The sequence below is a fragment of the Streptomyces sp. SudanB25_2051 genome, from assembly GCF_964272635.1.
Taxonomy (GTDB): domain Bacteria; phylum Actinomycetota; class Actinomycetes; order Streptomycetales; family Streptomycetaceae; genus Streptomyces.
Genome location: NZ_OZ186787.1, coordinates 880,768 through 901,444 on the forward strand (window position 1 = coordinate 880,768; position 20,677 = coordinate 901,444).

Sequence of the window (20,677 nt, forward strand, 5' to 3'; positions counted from 1 at the left end):
CTCAGCCGGGGGGAAAACGCACGTACTTCATTGTCCCATGCCGACGCGTGTTCGACCCCCGGGCGGAACCTCCAGGTCACAGCGGGTGACCTAGGAGGTTCCTCCAAGGGCGGGTGCCGGGGGTGCTCAGTTGTCCGGGTCGAAGCGCTCCAGGGCGGGGCGCGGTCCCGGCTGCGACTCGGTCAGCAGGTAGTCCGCGGCCGATGTGTCCGTGACGAGGCTGGTGACCAGGCCGGAGCGGAGCACCGCCCCGATGGCGGCGGCCTTGCGGGAGCCGCCCGCGATGGCGACGACCTCCGGGATGCGGCGGAGCCGGTCGGCCTCCACCGTGATGCACCGCTCCCCCAGGTCGCGTCCGACGCGGCGGCCGCTCGCGTCGAAGAGGTGGGCGGACATCTCGGCGGCGACGCCGAGCGAGGCGTAGTGGGCGCGCTCCTCGTCGCTGAGCATGTCGTGGACGGTGGAGATGCCCGGTTCCCACGAGCCGATGGACACCGCGGCTACGGTGACCTTGTCGAAGTACTCGAAGGCGCGGGCGATGCCGGTCTGGTTGCGCAGCGCGGCGGCGGTGGCCGGGTCGGGCAGCAGCATCGGCGCGTAGATGGGGTGGGCCTCGCCGCCGGACACCTGCGCGGCGCGGCGGACGGCCTCGACCGAGCCTCTTTCGGCGGTCCCCGCGTCGTACACGCCGGTCAGCTGGACGACCGTGCACGGGGGCAGCCGGTCGAGGGCGGCGGCCATGTGGATGGTGGACCGGCCCCACGCCAGGCCGAGGACGTCGCCCTCGGTCACCAGCTCGCCGAGGAGGTCGGCCGCGACCTCGCCCAGGTTCTCCGGGTCGGGCGACTCGTCCTCGCCCTCGGCGGGGGATTCGACGACGACGGCGTGGCGCAGGCCGTAGCGGGCGCGCAGCGCGTCGGAGCGCTCCGCGTCGAGCTCCGCCGGGACGCGGATCTCGATCCGTACGAGGTCCCTCTCCAGGGCCGTCTCCAGGACGCGGGCGACCTTGAAGCGGCTGACGCCGAACTCCTCGGCGATCTGGATCTTGGACTTGCCCTCGAGATAGAAGCGACGGGCCATGGCCGCCGCCTGCACCAGCTCCGCGGGTCCCATCCGCAGGGCTGGACGTCCCGCCGACATTGCAGACACCGCGTTCTCCTCACTGCTGTTCATGCTCCGGATCGCCATCCTTGCAGATCCGGCGACCCTCGATCAGTCCTGTTGGTTGGCGTTCATCTGCCGGTGACCCACCGGTGGCTCAGTGTCCGCACGCCCAGCCCGCGGCCGCCGTCGCGCGGTCGGCCCGCTCGCGCAGCGCCCGTACGGCCCCGGCCGGGTCGTCGGCCCCGTACACGGCGGAACCGGCCACGAAGACGTCGGCACCGGCCTCGGCGCACCGCTCGATGGTGGCCTCCGAGACCCCGCCGTCGACCTGGAGCCACAGCTCCAGACCGTGCTTGGAGATCAGCTCACGGGTGCGGCGGATCTTCGGCAGCATGATGTCGAGGAACGCCTGCCCGCCGAACCCCGGCTCGACCGTCATGATCAGCAGCATGTCCAGCTCGGGCAGCAGGTCCTCGTACGGCTCGATGGGCGTGGCGGGCTTGAGCGCCATGGAGGCGCGCGCGCCCTTGGCCCGGATCTCGCGCGCCAGCCGCACGGGCGCGGCGGCGGCCTCCACGTGGAAGGTGACCGATCCGGCGCCGGCCTCCACGTACTGCGGGGCCCAGCGGTCGGGGTCCTCGATCATGAGGTGGCAGTCCAGCGGGGTGTCCGTCGCCCGGCTGAGCGACTCGACGACCGGCACGCCCAGGGTGAGGTTGGGCACGAAGTGGTTGTCCATGACGTCGACGTGGAGCCAGTCGGCGCCCTCGACGGCCCGCGCCTCGTCGGCGAGGCGGGCGAAGTCGGCGGACAGGATGCTGGGGTTGATCTGGGCCATGTGCAAAGCCTGCCATGCCGCGCGCCCCTTCCTCGCCCCGATCCCCCGGCGCGGCCGCGCCGGGGGCGGGACACTCCGCCCGAAACCCCGCAAACCCCTGACGGCTCTTCCCCGTCCGTACGGTCGGTCGGCCGCCCCCCGCCGGTCCCGAGGGCGTACGGGTCGCACGCGGGGTACCGGGGGCCGGGCCGCGTGGCGGCGCGTGCGGTCGGGCGGCCCGTCCGCTCAGGCGGTGCGGCGCAGCAGCGCCAGGTACATGGCGTCCGTGCCGTGCAGATGGGGCCACAGCTGGACGTCCGGGCCGTCGCCGAGCGCGGGCACGCCGGGCATCAGGGGGCGCGCGTCGATCCAGTCGGCCCGCACGCCCTGTGCTCCCCCGCGCCCCTTGAGGACGTCGTCCACGACGGCGCGGGTCTCGGCGAGGTGCGGCGAGCAGGTGGCGTACCCGACGACCCCGCCGACCCGGACGGCCTTCAACGCCTCGGCGAGCAGGGCGCGCTGCAGCGGGGCGAAGCCGTCCAGGTCCTCGGGGCGGCGCCGCCAGCGGGCCTCGGGGCGGCGGCGCAGGGCGCCCAGGCCCGAGCAGGGCACGTCGACTAGGACGCGGTCGAAGGAGCCGGGGCGCCACGGCGGGCGGGTGCCGTCGGCGGCGACGACCTCGTAGGGGCCGGGGTTCCCGGCGAGGGCGCGCTGGACGAGGCGGGCGCGGTGCGGCTGCTTCTCGGCGGCGAGCAGGGCGGCGCCGCGCTGCGCCGCGAGGGCGCCGAGCAGGGCGGCCTTGCCGCCGGGGCCCGCGCAGCCGTCGAGCCAGCGGGTGTCGGGGCCCTCCAGCGGGGCGTCGGCCAGGGCGATGGCGACGAGCTGGCTGCCCTCGTCCTGGACGCCCGCGCGGCCCTCCCGTACGGCGTCGAGCGCGCCGGGCTCGCCGCCCTCCGGGAGCCGCACGGCGTACGGCGACCAGCGGCCGGGCTGTCCGGCGCCCTCGTCCAGGACGTCCAGCAGCTCGCCGGGGGTGGCGCGGCCAGGGCGGGCGACGAGGGTGACCTCGGGGCGCTCGTTGTCGGCCTCCAGGAGGTCCTCGATGCCGGCGCGGCCGCCGCCGAGGGCGTCCCACAGGGCGGAGACGATCCAGCGGGGGTGGGAGTGCACGACGGCGAGGTGGTCCTCGGGGTCCTCGTCGTAGGGCGGCGCGACCTTCTCCAACCAGCCGTCCAGGTCGTGCTGGGCGACGCGGCGCAGCACGGCGTTGACGAACTTGGCCCGCCCGTCGCCGAGCGTGACGCGCGCCAGCTCGACGCTGGCGGACACGGCGGCGTGGGTGGGGATGCGGGTGCCGAGCAGCTGGTGCGCGCCGAGCGCGAGGACGTCGAGCACGGGCGGGTCGACCTCGCGCAGGGGGCGGTCCACACAGGCGGCGATGATCGCGTCGTACGTGCCCTGGCGGCGCAGCGTGCCGTACACCAGCTCCGTGGCGAGAGCGGCGTCACGGGCGTCGAAGCCGTCCTTCTCGCGGGCCTTCTTCAGCAGCGACGGCAGCACGAGGTTCGCGTACGCGTCCCGCTCGTCCACGGCGCGCAGCGCCTCGAAGGCCAGGAGGCGCACCGGATCCTTCCGGGGACGCCGGTACGGCTTGGAGGGACGGCGACGGCCTTGCTCGCTCAAAAGGTGCTCCGCTTCGCGATGGTTCCAACCCTCCAAGGGTAGTCCCCCGCCCGCCGCGGCCCACGGGGGCTGGGCTGGCGGGCTACCGGCGCCGACGGTTCACCGCCGGTACGTACGACGACGGCAGCCGCGACGGGAGACGGCGCCGCCCGGGCCGACCGGCGGCTCAGGCCGCGGGCAGACCGGCTGCTGGAGGCGTCCGGGGGCGGCTGGAGGCGTCCGGGGCGGCTTCTCGCTCCGGCGCCCGGGCCCGACCGGGCGTCTCTCAGGGGTCCCGGCCCGACCGGCGGCTCAGGCGCGCGGGGCGACCGGCGGCTGGAGGCGTCCATCCGGGCGCCCGGCGGCTCAGGCGCCCAGGTGCTCGCCGTGGGCGATGCGGACGCCTCGGGCCCAGTCGGCGGCGCGCATCGGCTTCTTGCCCTGGGCCTGGACCCACAGCAGCTCCAGCGCGTGGGAGCCGGTACCGACGTACACGTTGTTCTTGCCGGCCGACAGCTCGCCGGGCGCCAGGTCGGTGCGGTCCGGCACCAGGGCGGCCTGCACGAGCTTCAGGCGCTCACCGCGGAAGGCGGTCCACGCGCCGGGCGCGGGGGTGCAGCCGCGCACCACGCGGTCGACGCGGAGGGCGGGCGCGCTCCAGTCGACGCGGGCGTCCTCGACGGTGATCTTCGGGGCGAGCGTGACGCCCTCGGCGGGCTGCGGCACCGGCTTGAGCGTCCCGTCCTCGATGCCGTCCATCGTGGCGGCCAGCAGCCCGGAGCCCGCGAACGCGAGCCGGGTCAGCAGGTCGCCGCTGGTGTCGGTGGGGCGGATCTCCTCGGTGACGACCCCGTAGACCGGCCCCGAGTCGAGGCCCTCCTCGATCTGGAACGTCGACGCGCCGGTCACCTCGTCCCCGGCCATCAGCGCGTGCTGCACGGGCGCGGCGCCGCGCCACGCGGGCAGCAGCGAGAAGTGCAGGTTCACCCAGCCGTGGACGGGGATGTCCAGCGCGACCTTGGGGAGGAGCGCGCCGTACGCGACGACCGGGCAGCAGTCCGGGGCGATCTCGCGGAGCCGGGCGAGGAACTCCTCGTCGCGCGGCTTCGCGGGCTTCAGCACCTCGATGCCCGCCTCGGCGGCCCGCTCGGCGACGGGGCTCGCGACCAGCCGGCGCCCGCGCCCGGCGGGGGCGTCGGGCCGTGTGACGACGGCCGCCACCTCGTGCCGCCCGGAGGCGAGCAGGGCGTCCAGGGCGGGGACGGCGACCTCGGGGGTGCCTGCGAAGACGAGCTTCACTCGGTGTTACCTCGCTTGTTCATCGGATACGCCGGGTGCGCCGGATGCGCCGGAGTCGCGACGGGCGAGGCCCTGCCGGTGCGGTCCACGGGGCGGTCGGGGCAGCGCACCAGTCTAGGGCCTCGTGTGGCGGACGCTCCCGGGGCCGCGGGCCTTGGCGCGGGCGCTCCGGGGGGCGTACGCGTGCTCGCGCGCCTCGCGCATATGCGGATACGCCCCTGCTGCGTGACCCCGGCGACAGCTGGCGCGTTGTCAAAGGAGATTGACCGAATCGGGCCGCCCTCGGATGCGGCCCGCCCCTTTTCAACGCCGGTTCGAGAGGCTTGTCAATGGCCGACCACGCAACCCATGACGCCCAAGCCCGGGCAAGCCTGCACCTGTTGGTGCGGGACATCGAGCGGGTCCGCCGGCAGGTGGACGCTCTGCGCACGCTCACCGCCCAGCTGGGCAACGTCTACCGCCCGCGTCGCTCCGGCCCGTCGACGGGCTTCGTCGTCTACGGCAGGGCCCCGGCGCCCACCGTCCGGCTCGCGCAGGAACTGCGGGACAGCGTCGAGACCCTGGTGACCGCCGCCGTCGACTTCGACCGCTCGCTCGGCTTCTCGTGGGACGCGGTCGGCTCCGCCCTGGGCGTCACCAAGCAGGCGGTGCACCGGCGTTACGGCGCGCGCCGCGCGGCCGCCCAGCAGCCGGCCGCGGCGGACCGCCCGGCGCAGCCCCGCACGATGCCCGCGGCGTCGGTCCCGGCGGCGCGCTCCATGCCGCCGCAGCCGACGGCGGCGCAGACGGTCCGGGACCAGCCGCACCGGGACGAGCCGCGCCCGGCGCCCTTCCCGTCCCCGCGCAACGGCTGAGGCGGTACCCCCTCCACGGCCGGGCCTGTGGGACGCGCGCCCCGCTCGGGACGCGCCCTCCAGGCCCGGCCCGACTGCGCGGCCCCGCCCCTCCGGGCCGCCTCGGCGGCACGGCCACTCCCCCGGGCCGTCCCGGCTTCATGCCCCCTCCCCCGGCGTCGGGCCGCCTCGGCGGCGTGGCCCGCTGCTGGGGCGCGGGTGCGGTGGCCCGCTGCTGGGGTGGGGGCGGGCGGGTGCAGCGGCCCGCTGCCGGAGGCCCCGGGCTTCATGGCGCGCTTCGGGGTGCGGCTTCCGACCGCGTCGCCGGCTCGGGCGCGTGCCACTGCGGGGCGCTCTCCGGGCCGGGCCCCGCCGTGAGGCCCCGTTCCGGCTGGGGGAGCAGGCGCTTCCGGCTGGGGAAGCGAGCACTTCCGCCCGCTGAGCCAGGCCTCCGGTGACGGGGATCCGGGCCCTTCCGGCTGCCGGACACGTCCTCCTGCTGAGCCGGGCCGTCCCGGTGGCAGAAGCCCTGCCCCTCCGCCTGTAAGAACCAGCCCCTCCGAGGGCGGGAGCCGGGTCGTCCCGGTGGCGAAAGCCGACCCCCTTCCGCCCCCGAAGCGGCAGCAGGGCGCGCGGCCACGGCTCGGCGGTCCCGCCCCGCTGGTGCGCGGCACGGCCCTCACCCGATGTCGGGCGGGTCCATCCTGATCCGCACCGGGAGGCTGCCACCCCGTGCGAGGCGGGTGGCCTGGGCCTTCTTCAGGGCGTCCGCCAGGGCCGCGCCCGTGCCGGGGGGCACCCGCACCAGAGCCCGCTCCCACAGTTCGCCGACGGGCGGGTCCCCCGGACGGCGCGGCCCGCCGGGGGTCGCGGGCCGGAGCGGTACGGGCCCCAGCACCTCGGCGCCCGGCGGCAGTTCGGCAGCCGCCAGGAACTCCGCGACGGCCTCCGGGCGGCCCGCCACCGCGGCCATCCGGGACACCGGCGGGAAGCCCAGCTCCGCGCGCTCGGCGAGCTCCCGCTGGGCGTGGCCCACCGGGTCCCAGCGCACCAGCGCCTGCACGGGCCGCAGCGTCGGCTCCGCGACCACGACGACCGTGCCGCCCTCGTCCTGGCCGCGCACGAGGGACGCGGCGTCGATCCAGCGGCGCAGCGCCTCCTCGCCGGCCCGCAGGTCGGGCCTCGCCAGCAGGGCCCAGCCGTCCAGCAGCAGCGCGGCCGCGTAGCCGCCTTCGGCGACCGGTTCGGCGCCCGGTGTGCTGACGACCAGGGCGGGGCGCCCCGGCACGGAGTCCAGGACGTGATCGCGTCCGGAGGTCCGTACCGGCACCGCGGGGAACGCCCGCCCCAGCTCCTCCGCGGTACGGCGGGCGCCCACCACGCGGGCGCGCAGCCGGGTGAAGCCGCACTCGGAGCAGCGCCAGTCCGGTTCGCCGCGCCCGCACCAGCCGCAGCGCAGCTCCCGCTGCTCGGGAGCCTCCAGAGGGCCCGCGCAGTGGCGGCAGCGGGCGGGCGTGCGGCACCGCTCGCAGGACAGTCGGGGCACGTACCCGCGCCGGGGCACCTGAACCAGCACCGGCCCGGACTTCAGCCCGTCGCGTACGGCCTGCCAGGCAAGGGACGGCAGGCGGGCGGCCCGCGCGGCCTCGTCGCGCGCCAACTCCCCGTCGCCGACGGTCCGTACGAGCGGGGCGGCGGCCCGTACCCGCTCGCGCGGCGCCGTGAGCGGCTTGGCCCAACCGCTCTGGACGAGCTGGGCGGCCTCGACCGTGCAGCTCGTACTGCCCAGCAGGAAGCCGCACTTGTCGTGGGCGGCGCGCAGCAGCAGCACGTCGCGGGCGTGCGGCTGGGGGGCGTGCGGCTCGCTGTGGCTGCCGTCGCCGTCGTCCCAGATGGCGACGAGCCCGAGGTCCCGTACGGGCGCGAACATCGCGGCGCGGGTGCCGACGACGGCGCGCACGGAGCCGCGCCGCACGGCGAGCCACTGGCGGTAGCGCTTCTCGGGGCCGGCCTCGGCGGTCAGCAGCGCGTGCCGGCCCTCGCCGAGGACGGCGGTCAGGGCGGCGTCCAGCCGGGCGGCGGCCCGTCCGTCGGGGACGACGACGAGGGCGCCGCGCCCGGAGGCGAGCGTCGCGCCGACCGCGCGGGCCAGCTCGTCCGCCCAGTGGGGGCCGGGCAGGGCGTTCCAGACGGCGCGGGGGCCGCCGCCGCGGGCGAGGGAGCCGAGGAACGCCTCCCCGTGGGCGTACCGCGTCCAGGTGCCGGGCTCCGGCGCGGGCGGCGGGGGCAGCGGCTCGGGGGACGGCCGGCTCTCGGCGCGGGCGCTGCGCGGCGGCACGGCGAGCTGGAGGACGTCGGCGAGGCTGCCCGCGTACCGGTCGGCGACCGCGCGGGCGAGGCCGAGCAGCTCGGGTCCGAGGACGGGCTCGGGCGACACGACGTCGGCGAGCGCCGCGAGGGGGCCGGTGTAGTCCGTGTCGGCGCGCCGCTCGACGAGGAACCCGTCGATGAGCCGGCCGCCCTCGCGCCGCCCGCCCTGCACCTGGTGCGCCCCCGCGCCGAACCGCACCCGCACCCGCACGCCGGGCCGCGCGACGGCGTCGAGTTCCTCGGGGACGGCGTAGTCGAAGTACTGGTCGAGGTGGAGGACGCCCTTGTTCACGACGACGCGCGCGACGGGCAGCTCCTTGGCCAGCGCGGCCCCCCGCCACGTCCGCGGCTTGGCCCGGGGTGCCTTCGCCTTCCGTACGGACTCCCGGATGAGCGCGAGCTGCTCAGCCCCGTCACCCGACTTCCCACTCTCCCTGCTCACAGCCCCATCCCTACCAGACCCCACCGACACCGTCCCCCGCCACCCGGTCACCCGCACTGGCCGAAACGGCCTTCTCGACACGGCCCCGCCCGTGATGTTCGCTCCGTTCCGACAGGGAGGCGGGGGTCGGCGGGGCCGAAGAGGAAACGGGAAACAACGATGAGCGCCTTGCCGGCCACTCCGCGCCGGGCCGAACCTGGGGACGCGGCGACGCACTGCGGTACGCGGCGCAGCGAAGCTGCACGCGGAGCGCGTCGGCGCGCCGCGGTGCGCGGCAGGCGGCGCGGGGCCGCCCGGCGGGGGATCCGTCTTCCACGAACCGAGGGGGGGAATGGGCACACGTGTTTGAGCGAGCACACTCGTTCGGTGAGGAGCTGCGCAGGCGGCGCATCGCCGCCGGACTGTCTCTGGGGGCCTTGTCGGCGCGGGTTCACTACAGCAAGGCCCAGCTGAGCAAGGTGGAGACCGGGGCCAAGCGGCCTTCGCCGCAGCTGGCCCGGCTGTGTGACGCGGAGCTGCGCGCCGACGGGGCGCTGGAGGCGCTGTTACCCACCGGCGCGGCCCGCGCGAAGGGCGGCCCGGCCGACCGCTCCTCCCTCGTCGGCAGGCGGCAGATCCTGGGCGCGGGGGCCGCGGGTTTCCTGGCGTGGGGCGGCCAGGCACCGGCGGCGCACGGCGACACCGGCGGCGAGACGCTGCTGGAAGTCTCGCGGGCACTGTTCGACCAGTTCCGCCGACTGGGACAGTCCGCGCCGCCGGGAGCCGTCATCCCGGCACTGGACGAGCAGATCACGCTTCTCGGGTCGCTCGCCGGGCGCACGGGCCGCCGCACCTCCCGCGGCCTGGTCGCCCTCTCCGCGCGGTACGCCGAGTACGCCGGGTGGATGGCGCAGGAGGCCGGTGACGAAGCGGGCGCGCTGCGGCGGACCGACCAGGCGGTGGCGCTCGCGGCCGCCGCCGGGGACGAGCACCTGGCGTCGTACGCGCTGGTCCGCCGGGGTCTGATCACGTACTACCGGGGAGAGGCCGCCGAGACCGTCGCGCTGGTCGACGGCGCCTCGGGCGGCGGTCTGCCCCCGCGCATCAGGGGCCTCGCGGCGCAGCGGCGGGCGCAGGGGCACGCGCTGGCCGGCGAGTACGACGCCTGCATGCGCGCCCTGGACGAGGCGCGGGCACTGCTCGCCCTGTCGGTGCGGGAGGACGGCGCGCCGGTCCTCGGCACGACGAACGTCACCGACCCCGCCTCGATGGCACTGGGCTGGTGCCTGCTGGACCTCGGACACCCGGCGCGGGCCGCCGAGGTCCTGGACCGCGAGTGCCCGCGGCTGCCGACGCAGGCGCTGCGGACACAGGCCCGGTACGGCGTCCGGCGCGCGCTGGCCCACGCGCTCGCCGGCGATCCGGAGCGGGCCTGCGACCTGGTCGGCCGCCTGCTGCTGACCAGCGACATCGTCGGCTCCGCCACCATCGCCGTCGATCTGCGGCGGCTGGCCAGGACCCTGGCCAGGCACTCTCACCACCCGGCCTACCTCGCCATCGCGCCCCGCCTCACGGCCGCGCTGGCCTCCGCGAGCCCGGTGGGCTAGTACGCCCCGCCACCGGCCCGGCCCGGCGGCTTCCGCTCGGCCCGGAGCCGATCACTCGCGTCCGTCATCACGCACCGTCCCGACACCGCTTCACACCTTCCCGGCACCGCTTCAGGAGAGGAATTCCGCCATGCCCGACGTCTTCGTCAACTACCGCACAGGCGACGGCGAGGAGACCGCCGTGGCCATCGAGCGCGAGCTGTCGCACCGGTTCGGCAGCGATCGGATCTTCCGGGCCAGCAAATCGCTGCGACCGGGAGAGGCCTTCGACGACGGGCTGCTGACGAACGTGCGGCGCAGCGGTGTGCTCTTCGCCGTCATCGGAAGCCGCTGGACGGGCTTCGCCCAGCTCCACAGCGAGGACGACTGGGTGCGCAGGGAGCTGGAGGAGGCGTTCCGCTGTGCCGTGCCGGTGGTCCCCGTCCTCGTCGGCAGGCACACCGAGCGGCTCCGCGCCGACCTGCTGCCCCCGAGCCTGGAGCGGCTGGCCCGCTGCCACTCGATCCGCTTCGACACCCAGGACGCGGAGGCGGGCCTCCGCAGGATCGGTGACATCGCCGTGGACCATGTCCCCGCCCTCGCGCGGGCCGAGCGGACGAGCGCTCCCCGGGCCGTGGCGGCCGAAAGCGGCTCGGTGCACAGCTCCATGGACAGTGTGTCGGGCCGTACGAACGTGCAGGCACGCGACATCGGCGGGGACGTGGGCGGCACGGTCGTGAAGGGCGTCCACGGACCGCTCCACCTGGGCTCGGGCGACCAGCACAACCACTCCCCCCACCTGGCGGGCGACGGCGCGCAGTACGTCGCGGGCGACAACAACGGGGGCGTGCACCACGCGTGGGGCGGCCGGCGGGACGAGGACCGGCGCCGGTGAGCGGCACGCCCCCGCCAGGCGCTCCCCCGCCGGGCGTCTCGTCGTCCGGCCCGACGCACACCGGCCCCGGAGACCAGCACATTCACTACTACGGAGGCGGCGACGGGGACGCCCGAAGGCTGGCGGACAGCGCGCGGGGCAAGGCGCCACGGGCCGTCGCGGAGGACGAACTGCGGTGGCTGCGCCGCCGGTTCATCCACCCGGTCGGCTACGAAGCGGCGTACGACACGCTCGCCGCGCGGCACACCGTGCTGGTCGACGGGGCGCCCGGCAGCGGCCGGCGGGCGACGGCCCGCATGCTGCTGCTCGACCTGCCGCACACCGGCGGGCGGTTCCTCGAACTGCCGCCCGCGAAGGAGGCGGAGGAGCAGTGGCTCGACCCGGACCAGGTGGGCGACGCCGATCAGTTGCTCCTCGACATGTCCGGCGCGGACGACCTGACGTGGCACGAGGCCGAGGCCAGACTGTCGGCGTTCCGGAAGGCGGTGGCGGACCGCGGGGCCCACCTCACGGTGGTGCTCCCCCGCCACGCCGACCGTCGGCTGAGCCCCGAGTACGCGGCCCTGCGCGTGCCGATCAGCCGGCCGCCGGGCCTCCAACTGGAGCACGACCTGATCAAGCGGTATCTGCGCCTGGCCGGTCTCGACCCCGCGGCGGCGGACCCGCTGCCCGCCGTGCTGCGCGAGCACCTGGACCGGCGGCCGCCTCTGCGGGACGTCGCCGAACTCGCCCGTCTGCTGTGCGAGGCCGGGCAGGCGGCCAGGCCCGGACAGACGTTCCGGGACTGGTGCGAGGCGGCCCTCGCCGCCGTGTCGGACTGCGGCGTCGAGGTGGACACCCTGGTGAAGCGGCAGCGCCGCGCCCCGCAGCGCGCGCTGCTGCTGTCGGCCGCCATGCTGCACGGCGTACGGGCGGACACCGTCCACCAGGCGTCGGACACCCTGCTCGCGGCCATCGGCCACCCCGAGAACACCATCTCGCCGCTGGAGCGGCAGGGGCTGGGCAGCCGCCTCGCACGGATCGAGGCGGCGCAGACGGACGACGGGAGGGTCCGGTTCGACCGGCTGCGGTTCGACGCGGCCGTACGCGACCACTTCTGGGACAACCACCCTGATCTGTACGGCCCGCTCCGCACCTGGGTCCAGAACGTGCTGACGCTCGCAGGGCTGACCGACGAGGACCGCGAGCACCTGGTGGCGCGCTTCGCGGAGCAGTGCTGCCGCACGCGCCGCGCCGAGGACCTGTTCGCGCTCGTGGAGAGCTGGACGGCGGGGAGGGACCGGGGCCCCTCGATCCGCGCGGCGGCCCAGCTGCTGGGGCACGGCGTGGAGGACCCGCGGATCGGCGCGGAGTGCCGGGCCCGGATCTACCGGTGGTCCACGGACGGCAGGCTGTCCGGCGGGCTGCGGAAGGTGCTGATCGGTGTGTGCTTCTCGGTCCTCGCGCTGCGCCACCCGTATGCCGCCGCCGTACGACTCCACCACCTGGCGGCGCGCGAGGCACCTGGCACGGAGGCGCGCGACACGCTCGTGGAACTCGTCCTGTGCGACGCCCGGCTGCACGCCTGGATGCTGGCCCGGCTGGCGGCGCCCGCGGCCCAGCGCAGCAGGGCGACCGACCGCGCCCTGTTCCTCGCCCTCGCCGAGCCGCGGGGACTGCTCGGCACGGCGACGCCGCTGCTCGCCGAACCGGATGTGTCGCGATGCCTGACCGAGGGCTGGCGGGCCGTCTTCGCCGAGGCGCCCCCCGAGGAGTGGCGCGGCCCGGTCCGCGCCTGGTTCGACGCGGCCTGCGGCGACGCGCCCGCCGCGTTCCGGCACTGGCTCCTCGACATCCTCGTGGCCGCCGGGGCCGTCAACGGGGCGTGGGCGCGCCTGTACAGAACCGCCCGGGCATGGGCGCGGGAGGTGCCGGGGGCACACCCCGAGCGTGGGGCCCTGCCCGCCGTACTCATGGAGAAGATCAGCCGGTCCCAGCGCGGCCGGTCGCCACGGAACGAGGGGACATCAGCACCATGACCACCGGACAAAGGACCGTCACCGTCTTCGTCGCCCTGATCGCCGCCCTGCTCGTCGGGATCTGCGGGATCGCCCAGGGCTGGCCCTGGTGGGCGTGGGCCGTGGCCGGGGTGTCGCTGTGCCTCGGCGTGGGGGTGCTCGTCGCGGGCGCCGGCCGCCGGAAGGAGCTGTTCCCTGCGGGCACGCTGCCGCAGGCACCGGTCCCGCAGCCCGAGCGGCGCGAGGTGCGCGTCACGCAGGTGGCTCTGCCCAGCAGCGCGGACGACTACGACTTCCTGTTCTCGGCGACGGTGCGCTGGTGCCCGTCGGAGGCCGCCGCCGAGACGCCCGCCGTCAACGCGGGCGGACTCGCCGTGGACGCCGTACTCGAACGGGCGCGGGCGATCACCTCGGCACGTCCGCCGTCCCGCTGCGCGCTCGTCCAGCACGAACTGGGCGGACTGCTCGCGACGCTGCGGCCGGACGACTCGGGACTCGTCCGGTCGATGGCGCTGGACGTGACGCTGACGCTGTCGGACGAGGATCAGGCGCGTCTCGACAAGCTGGCCGCTGTCCGCAAGGACGAGGAGGTGTGGGCCCACGAGCGCCGGTACGAGCAGAGCCGCCGTACGTATCTCGGCGAGGACGTGCTCAAGGACACCGGCTCGGCGGTGGTGTGGTGGCTCAACAAGAACGACGACTCGGTGGCGAAGACGGTGCAGGACATCGGGCTGCTCGCGCAGCTGACGTCGGCGTCGAAGAACGAGCATGTGGCGGAGCCGTTCCGGCACCTCGTGCCGACGGCGGCCACCGAGGTGCCGGAGGCGTCCCGCACCCCGTCGTACGGCCCTGTGGAGGAGGACGCCGTGGAGCGGGACGCCGTGGATCTCTTCGCGGACTTCCTGGCCGCCGCCGGGCTGACGCCGGACGACGACGTGTACGTCTTCCTCACGGAGCAGACCGCCGCCACCCTGAAGGACGTGGACGACGACCTGGCGTCCGCCCTGCGTGAGCGCTTCGACCCGACGGACCTCACCGGGGCGGCCGACGGGGCCGACCCGGACGGCACGGACGGCACGGATGGCGCCGCGGAGCCTGGTCCGTACGGCTGAGCGCCCGGCCCCCGGGCATGGCGAAGGCCCCGGACCGCGGGGTCCGGGGCCTTTCGGGTGCGGGCCGTCTACAGGCCGGCCGCCGCGCGCAGGGCGTCGACGCGGTCCGTGCGCTCCCACGTGAAGTCGGGCAGCTCGCGGCCGAAGTGGCCGTAGGCGGCCGTCTGGGAGTAGATCGGGCGCAGCAGGTCGAGGTCGCGGATGATCGCGGCCGGGCGGAGGTCGAAGACCTCGGTGATGGCGTTCTCGATCTTCTCCACCTCGACCTTGGCGGTGCCGAAGGTCTCCACGAACAGGCCGACCGGCTCGGCCTTGCCGATGGCGTAGGCGACCTGGACCTCGCAGCGGGAGGCGAGGCCCGCGGCGACGACGTTCTTGGCGACCCAGCGCATGGCGTAGGCGGCCGAGCGGTCGACCTTCGACGGGTCCTTGCCGGAGAAGGCGCCGCCGCCGTGGCGGGCCATGCCACCGTACGTGTCGATGATGATCTTGCGGCCGGTGAGGCCGGCGTCGCCCATGGGGCCGCCGATCTCGAAGCGGCCGGTCGGGTTGACCAGGAGGCGGTAGCCCTCGGTCTCCAGCTTGATGCCGTCCTCGAGGAGCTGCTTGAGGACGTGCTCCACGACGAACTCGCGGATGTCCGGGGCGAGCAGCGAGTCCAGGTCGATGTCGGAGGCGTGCTGCGAGGAGACGACCACCGTGTCGAGGCGGACGGCCTTGTCGCCGTCGTACTCGATGGTGACCTGCGTCTTGCCGTCGGGGCGCAGGTAGGGGATCGTGCCGTTCTTGCGGACCTCGGTGAGGCGCTTGGACAGCCGGTGCGCGATGTGGATCGGGAGCGGCATCAGCTCGGGCGTCTCGTCCGACGCGTAGCCGAACATCAGGCCCTGGTCGCCGGCGCCCTGCTTGTCCAGCTCGTCCTCGTCGCCCTCGACCCGCTGCTCGTAGGCGGCGTCCACACCCTGGGCGATGTCCGGGGACTGCGCGCCGATGGAGACCGACACGCCGCAGGACGCGCCGTCGAAGCCCTTCTTCGAGGAGTCGTAGCCGATCTCGAGGATCTTCTCGCGGACGAGCGTCGGGATGTCGGCGTACGCCTTGGTGGTCACCTCGCCGGCCACGTGCACCAGGCCGGTGGTGATCAGCGTCTCCACGGCGACGCGGGAGGTGGGGTCCTCCCGCAGCAGCGCGTCGAGAATCGTGTCGCTGATCTGGTCAGCGATCTTGTCGGGGTGACCTTCGGTCACGGACTCCGAGGTGAAGAGACGACGGGACACAACGCTCCCTGGGTTTGCAGCGGCTGCTGGCTGATCATTTGTGGACCGGCAGGGGGCTGCGCCCCGCGTCGTTCCGCGAACAGTTTATCGGGCGCTCTCGGACATGGGACCAGGCATCTCGCACATCGGAAGCCAGTTTGGCCACATCGGCCCCACCCACGACGGCAAGATCGCCTTTCTGCGCGGGGGGAGTTGCCCCGCTTGGGCGGATGGGTCCGCTGTGAGGGGAATCACGGGATTCACCCTCATGGCAGGCGCGGCACCACCAGGTCCCAGACGGTGTCCGCGAGGGCTTCCTTGGGGCCGTACGGGACGGGGGTCTCGGTGCCGTCGGCGCCCAGGACGACGGCCTCGTTCTCCTCGGAGCCGAAGGTCTTGCGCTCCCCCACCTCGTTGACGACGAGCAGGTCGCAGCCCTTGCGGCGGAGCTTCTCGCGGCCGTTGGCGAGGACGTCGTCGGTCTCCGCGGCGAAGCCGACGACCACCTGTCCGGGGCGGGCGCGGTCGGCGGAGAGCTCCGCGAGGACGTCGGGGTTGCGGACGAGCGCGACGGGCGCCGGCTCCTGGCCCTCACGCTTCTTGATCTTGCCCTCGGCGTACGTCGCGGGGCGGAAGTCGGCCACGGCCGCGGCCATGACCACGGCGTCCGCGTCGGCGGCCGCCTTCAGGACGGCTTCGCGCAGCTGGAGGGCCGTGCCGACGCGGACCACGTCGACCCCGGCCGGGTCGGGCATGTCCGTGTTGGCCGCGACGAGCGTGACGCGGGCGCCGCGCGCGGCGGCGGTGCGGGCGAGGGCGTAGCCCTGCTTGCCGGAGGAGCGGTTGCCCAGGTAGCGGACGGGGTCCAGGGGCTCGCGGGTGCCGCCGGCGCTGACGACGACATGGCGGCCGGTGAGGTCGGGCGCGGTGGCGCCGCGGGCGAGGACCCGGCGGCAGACCTCGAAGATCTCCGCGGGGTCGGGCAGGCGGCCCTTGCCGGTGTCGACGCCGGTGAGGCGGCCGACGGCGGGCTCGATGACCACGGCGCCCCGGCGGCGCAGGGTGGCGACGTTCTCCTGGGTGGCCGGGTGCTCCCACATCTCGGTGTGCATGGCGGGGGCGAAGACGACCGGGCAGCGCGCGGTGAGCAGCGTGTTGGTGAGCAGGTCGTCGGCGAGGCCGTGGGCGGCCTTGGCGAGCATGTCGGCGGTGCAGGGGGCGACGACGACGAGGTCGGCGCTCTGCCCGATGCGGACGTGCGGGACCTCGTGGACGTCCTCCCACACCTGGTCGGAGACCGGGTTGCCGGAGAGCGCGGACCAGGTGGCGGCGCCGACGAAGTGGAGGGCGGACGCGGTCGGGACGACCCGCACGTCATGGCCCGACTCGGTGAGCCGGCGCAGCAACTCGCACGCCTTGTACGCGGCGATTCCGCCGCTGACTCCGAGGACGACCTTGGGCTTGGGCTCGGGCACTGCGCCTCCCGCTCTGAGGGTTGGTACGGCGTCCCGGCGTACGGCCGCGCGGGCGCGGCGGCCGGGGTCGCGCGGCTGGTCGGGACACACCGCAGGCCCGGCGGACGACCGCCGGGCCTGGGGATGCTGTTGGGGTGCGCTTACTGCGCCGGGCCCTCGACGGCCTCGGAGGTCAGCAGGCCCGCGTTGATCTCGCGCAGGGCGATCGACAGCGGCTTCTCGTGGACGTGGGTGTCCACCAGCGGACCGACGTACTCGAGCAGGCCCTCACCGAGCTGCGAGTAGTACGCGTTGATCTGCCGCGCGCGCTTGGCCGCGTAGATCACGAGGCTGTACTTCGAGTCCGTGGCCTCGAGCAGCTCGTCGATCGGCGGGTTGATGATGCCCTCGGGCGCGGTGATGGAAGAGGACACGCTCTACCTTCCGAAAAAGTGGACAAAGAGAATCAGACAACGTCCATCAAGGCTAGCAGCTCACGCGCCACGTCCTCGACGGAGGTGTTGACCAGGGTGACGTCGAACTCGGACTCGGCGGCGAGCTCCACCTTGGCCGCCTCCAGCCGCCGCTCGATGACCTCGGCGGACTCGGTGCCGCGGCCGGTGAGGCGGCGGACCAGCTCGTCCCAGCTCGGCGGGGCCAGGAAGACCAGCTGGGCGTCGGGCATGGACTCGCGGACCAGCCGGGCGCCCTGGAGGTCGATCTCCAGGAGCACCGGCTCTCCGGACTCCAGACGCTCCTGGACGGCCCGGCGCGGCGTGCCGTAGCGGTTGCCGGCGAACTCGGCCCACTCCAGCAGCTCGCCGTTGGCGATGAGCTTGTCGAACTCGTCGTCCGTGACGAAGTAGTACTGCACGCCGTCCTGCTCGCCGGGGCGCGGCTTGCGGGTCGTGGCCGACACCGAGAGCCACACCTCGGGGTGGACCTTGCGCATATGGGCGACGACCGTGCTCTTGCCGACCCCGGAGGGGCCGGAGAGCACGGTCAGCCGCGGACGTACGTCCGGGGGCTCGGGGGTCGTCCCCCGGGATGTTGCAGCCATGGGGCGATTATTCCAGCTTCCGGGAGTGCCCCGGACGCCGGGTTCCGGCCGTCAGGCCTTGGAGCCGCCGAACTCGCGCTCCAGGGAGGCGATCTGGTTGGACCCGAGCCCGCGGACGCGGCGGCTCTCGGAGATGCCCAGGCGCTCCATGATCTGCTTGGCGCGGACCTTGCCCACGCCCGGCAGGGACTCCAGGAGGGCGGAGACCTTCATCTTGCCGATGACGTCGTTCTCCTGGCCCTGCTTGATGACCTCGTGGAGCGAGGCGCCGGAGTGCTTGAGTCGATTCTTGACCTCGGCCCGCTCCCGGCGAGCCGCGGCGGCCTTTTCGAGCGCGGCTGCGCGCTGTTCAGGGGTAAGGGGCGGAAGAGCCACGCCTACGTCACCTCGGATGTCGAACTGTCGGATACGGACCGGTGAGGAACCTAGTCGGCCCACACCAAGGGAGCAACGAGCAACGCAGTGACCGTCGCGAACGCTGACTCTCGTCGGAGACTAGCGGCCTGGGCCGCTCGAGTCAGCGAGAACAGAGGAAAAGTCCTGGTCAGCATCGATCCTGCCAGACAAACGCGACATAACGCACCGGTTTGTGTGCCGAATCCGTCAACACCCGTCACCGGCCGCTCCGGGGGCGTCACGCCCCGGACAGGGCCGGACGCCCGCCGGGAACGCGGGCGTCCGTGAGGTACGTCACACCTGCGGCGGCCTCGAACACCGCTTCGGCCGACACCCGGCGCCGCCCCGGACGTCCTTCCCGGCCCCGCCGGGGGCCGTCGGCCCCGCGCCGCCCCGGGCGCCTCCTGCGGCGCGGCCCGGAGCGGCGGCCGCCACCGGCTCAGGCGCCGACGGCCGCCCGGACCTCGTCCGCGTACCGCTCCGCCGCGTCCCGCAGGGCCGCCGCGTCCGGGCCGTGGCGCAGGACGCCGCGGCTGACGTTCGGCACGACGTTGCGCACGGCGGCGCCGAAGACCGCCGGGAGGTCGGCCGGGGTGGCGCCCTGCGCGCCGATGCCGGGCGCGAGGAGGGGGCCGTTGACGTCCAGGTCGAAGGAGGACAGGTCGCCGAGGGTCGCGCCGACCACCGCGCCGAAGGAGCCCATGGGGGTCTCGCCCGCGTTCTCCTCGGCCAGGTGGGCCAGCATGGTCGCGCCGATGGTCCGCCCGTCCTCGCGCACGGCCCGCTGGACCTCGGCGCCCTCCGGGTTGGAGGTGAGGGCCAGGACGAAGAGTCCGGCGCCGTTCTCGCGGGCGAGGTCGACGGCGGGCTTCAGGGAGCCGTAGCCGAGGTACGGGGAGACGGTGAGCGCGTCGGAGAACAGCGGGGAGCCCGCGCGCAGGAAGGTCTCCGCGTACGCGGCCATGGTGGAGCCGATGTCGCCGCGCTTGGCGTCCATGACGACCAGGGCGCCGGCCTCCCGCAGGTCGGCGACGGCCCGCTCCAGCACCGCGACGCCGCGCGAGCCGAACCGCTCGAAGAAGGCGCTCTGCGGCTTGAACACGGCGACCGTGCCCGCCAGGGCGTCGACGACGGTGCGGGTGAAGGCCTCCAGGCCGTCCACGTCGTCGGCCAGCCCCCAGGCGTCCAGCAGGGAGGCGTGCGGGTCGATGCCGACGCAGAGCGGGCCCCGGGTGTCCATGGCCGCGCGGAGGCGGGCGCCGAAGGGGGTCATGCGGTGGCCTTTCGGGTGTCGGCGCCGACGGCCTCGGCGAGGGTGGCGTACGGGGAGGCCTTCAGCCGGGCGGCCAGCCCCTTGTGGACGGCGCGGGCGTAGAAGGGGCCCTCGTAGATGAAGGCGCTGTAGCCCTGCACCAGGGTCGCGCCGGCCAGGATGCGCTGCCAGGCGTCCTCGGCGTTCTCGATGCCGCCGACGCCGACGAGGACGAGGCGGTCGCCCACGCGCGCGTAGAGGCGGCGCAGGACGTCGAGGGAGCGCTCCTTGAGCGGGGCGCCGGACAGGCCGCCGGTCTCCGCGACCAGCTTCGGGTCGGAGGCCAGGCCGAGGCCCTCGCGGGCGATGGTCGTGTTGGTGGCGATGATCCCGTCCAGGCCCAGCTCCACGGCGAGGTCGGCGACGGCGTCCACGTCCTCGTCGGCCAGGTCGGGGGCGATCTTCACCAGCAGCGGGACGCGGCGGTCGGTGACCGTGCGGTCGGCGGCCTCGCGCACGGCGGTGAGCAGCGGGCGCAGCGCCTCGGTCGCCTGGAGGTCGCGCAGGCCGGGCGTGTTGGGCGAGGAGACGTTGACGACGAGGTAGTCGGCGTGGCGGGCGAGGCGCTCGGTGGACTTCACGTAGTCCGCGACGGCCTCGGACTCGGGGACGGCCTTGGTCTTGCCGATGTTGACGCCGACGACCGTCCTGAAGACCGGCACGCGTTCGCGAAGGCGCCTGGCGACGGCGGCGGAGCCCTCGTTGTTGAAGCCCATGCGGTTGATCAGGGCGCGGTCCGCGACGAGGCGGAAGAGGCGCTTCTTCGGGTTGCCGGGCTGGGGCTCGCCGGTGACGGTGCCGATCTCGACGTGGTCGAAGCCGAGCATCGCCATGCCGTCGATCGCGACGGCGTTCTTGTCGAAGCCTGCGGCGAGGCCGAACGGGCCGTGCATGCGCAGGCCGAGCGCCTCGGTGCGCAGCTCCTTGTGGCGGGGGGCGAGCGCGGCGGCGACGAAGGTGCGCAGGACGGGGACGGCCGCGGTGAGGCGGATCCAGCGGACGGCCATGTGGTGGGCGCGCTCGGGGTCCATCCGCTTGAAGACGAGGTGGAAGAAGAGTTCGTACATTCCGGTGGCTGTGTCCTCATGAGGAGGGGGACACCG

General features: G+C 74.8%; 17 protein-coding genes. 5 read left to right on the plus strand and 12 right to left on the minus strand.

Features of this window, described 5'->3' with window-relative positions; genetic code table 11:
* Positions 1-126: 126 nt before the first annotated feature.
* The 4 genes from ACSUPT_RS03840 to fmt all read right to left on the minus strand — a co-directional run bounded on the left by ACSUPT_RS03840 (position 127) and on the right by fmt (position 4,882).
* Positions 127-1,173, minus strand: coding sequence for a sugar-binding transcriptional regulator (locus tag ACSUPT_RS03840; RefSeq protein ID WP_351962948.1), 1,047 nt, complete (start codon positions 1,171-1,173; stop codon positions 127-129).
* Positions 1,174-1,258: 85 nt separating this feature from the next.
* The gene (rpe, locus tag ACSUPT_RS03845; protein ID WP_023589672.1) at positions 1,259-1,942 is read right to left on the minus strand and encodes a ribulose-phosphate 3-epimerase; all 684 of its coding nucleotides are present in this window, start codon (positions 1,940-1,942) and stop codon (positions 1,259-1,261) included.
* A 225-nt stretch (positions 1,943-2,167) separates the two neighbouring features.
* Complete coding sequence (locus tag ACSUPT_RS03850) at positions 2,168-3,604, minus strand: RsmB/NOP family class I SAM-dependent RNA methyltransferase (RefSeq protein ID WP_351962949.1); 1,437 nt, start codon at positions 3,602-3,604, stop codon at positions 2,168-2,170.
* Between the two features lie 345 nt (positions 3,605-3,949).
* The gene (fmt, locus tag ACSUPT_RS03855; protein WP_361660200.1) at positions 3,950-4,882 is read right to left on the minus strand and encodes a methionyl-tRNA formyltransferase; all 933 of its coding nucleotides are present in this window, start codon (positions 4,880-4,882) and stop codon (positions 3,950-3,952) included.
* 329 nt (positions 4,883-5,211) lie between these two features.
* Between fmt and ACSUPT_RS03860 the strand changes: the two genes are divergently transcribed.
* Complete coding sequence (locus ACSUPT_RS03860) at positions 5,212-5,736, plus strand: hypothetical protein (protein ID WP_361660197.1); 525 nt, start codon at positions 5,212-5,214, stop codon at positions 5,734-5,736.
* Between the two features lie 658 nt (positions 5,737-6,394).
* Here the strand turns inward: ACSUPT_RS03860 and ACSUPT_RS03865 are convergent.
* Positions 6,395-8,527 (minus strand): primosomal protein N', encoded by a 2,133-nt coding sequence (locus ACSUPT_RS03865; RefSeq protein WP_436943471.1) that lies wholly within the window; start codon positions 8,525-8,527, stop codon positions 6,395-6,397.
* Positions 8,528-8,868: 341 nt separating this feature from the next.
* On the opposite strand from ACSUPT_RS03865, the gene ACSUPT_RS03870 reads away from it, so the two are divergent.
* The 4 genes from ACSUPT_RS03870 to ACSUPT_RS03885 all read left to right on the plus strand — a co-directional run bounded on the left by ACSUPT_RS03870 (position 8,869) and on the right by ACSUPT_RS03885 (position 14,096).
* Positions 8,869-10,113: a helix-turn-helix domain-containing protein gene (locus ACSUPT_RS03870; protein ID WP_436943472.1), complete on the plus strand. Its 1,245-nt coding sequence runs from the start codon at positions 8,869-8,871 to the stop codon at positions 10,111-10,113.
* Between the two features lie 130 nt (positions 10,114-10,243).
* Positions 10,244-10,987 (plus strand): toll/interleukin-1 receptor domain-containing protein, encoded by a 744-nt coding sequence (locus ACSUPT_RS03875; RefSeq protein WP_361660188.1) that lies wholly within the window; start codon positions 10,244-10,246, stop codon positions 10,985-10,987.
* On the plus strand, positions 10,984-13,005 hold the full coding sequence (locus ACSUPT_RS03880) for a hypothetical protein (protein ID WP_436943473.1): 2,022 nt from the start codon (positions 10,984-10,986) through the stop codon (positions 13,003-13,005). Before ACSUPT_RS03875 ends, ACSUPT_RS03880 begins: the two co-directional genes overlap by 4 nt.
* Positions 13,002-14,096 carry a hypothetical protein gene (locus tag ACSUPT_RS03885; protein WP_436943474.1) on the plus strand — a complete coding sequence of 365 codons (1,095 nt, stop codon included), beginning with the start codon at positions 13,002-13,004 and terminating at the stop codon, positions 14,094-14,096. The genes ACSUPT_RS03880 and ACSUPT_RS03885 overlap by 4 nt, the downstream gene beginning before the upstream one ends.
* A gap of 68 nt (positions 14,097-14,164) precedes the next feature.
* On the opposite strand, the gene metK is transcribed toward ACSUPT_RS03885, so the two are convergent.
* From metK to ACSUPT_RS03920, 7 genes are all read right to left on the minus strand, one after another.
* Positions 14,165-15,373, minus strand: coding sequence for a methionine adenosyltransferase (metK, locus tag ACSUPT_RS03890; RefSeq protein WP_351962953.1), 1,209 nt, complete (start codon positions 15,371-15,373; stop codon positions 14,165-14,167).
* A 245-nt stretch (positions 15,374-15,618) separates the two neighbouring features.
* Positions 15,619-16,827, minus strand: a complete 1,209-nt coding sequence (coaBC, locus tag ACSUPT_RS03895) for a bifunctional phosphopantothenoylcysteine decarboxylase/phosphopantothenate--cysteine ligase CoaBC (protein WP_361660179.1) — start codon at positions 16,825-16,827, stop codon at positions 15,619-15,621.
* A 140-nt stretch (positions 16,828-16,967) separates the two neighbouring features.
* Positions 16,968-17,240: a DNA-directed RNA polymerase subunit omega gene (gene rpoZ / locus ACSUPT_RS03900; protein WP_003982715.1), complete on the minus strand. Its 273-nt coding sequence runs from the start codon at positions 17,238-17,240 to the stop codon at positions 16,968-16,970.
* A gap of 32 nt (positions 17,241-17,272) precedes the next feature.
* Positions 17,273-17,866, minus strand: coding sequence for a guanylate kinase (gene gmk, locus ACSUPT_RS03905; protein ID WP_023589665.1), 594 nt, complete (start codon positions 17,864-17,866; stop codon positions 17,273-17,275).
* Between the two features lie 51 nt (positions 17,867-17,917).
* Positions 17,918-18,241 carry an integration host factor gene (locus tag ACSUPT_RS03910; protein WP_010470436.1) on the minus strand — a complete coding sequence of 108 codons (324 nt, stop codon included), beginning with the start codon at positions 18,239-18,241 and terminating at the stop codon, positions 17,918-17,920.
* A gap of 460 nt (positions 18,242-18,701) precedes the next feature.
* Positions 18,702-19,535, minus strand: coding sequence for an orotidine-5'-phosphate decarboxylase (gene pyrF, locus ACSUPT_RS03915; RefSeq protein ID WP_351962955.1), 834 nt, complete (start codon positions 19,533-19,535; stop codon positions 18,702-18,704).
* Positions 19,532-20,641, minus strand: coding sequence for a quinone-dependent dihydroorotate dehydrogenase (locus ACSUPT_RS03920; RefSeq protein WP_351962956.1), 1,110 nt, complete (start codon positions 20,639-20,641; stop codon positions 19,532-19,534). The genes pyrF and ACSUPT_RS03920 overlap by 4 nt, the downstream gene beginning before the upstream one ends.
* Positions 20,642-20,677: the final 36 nt, after the last annotated feature.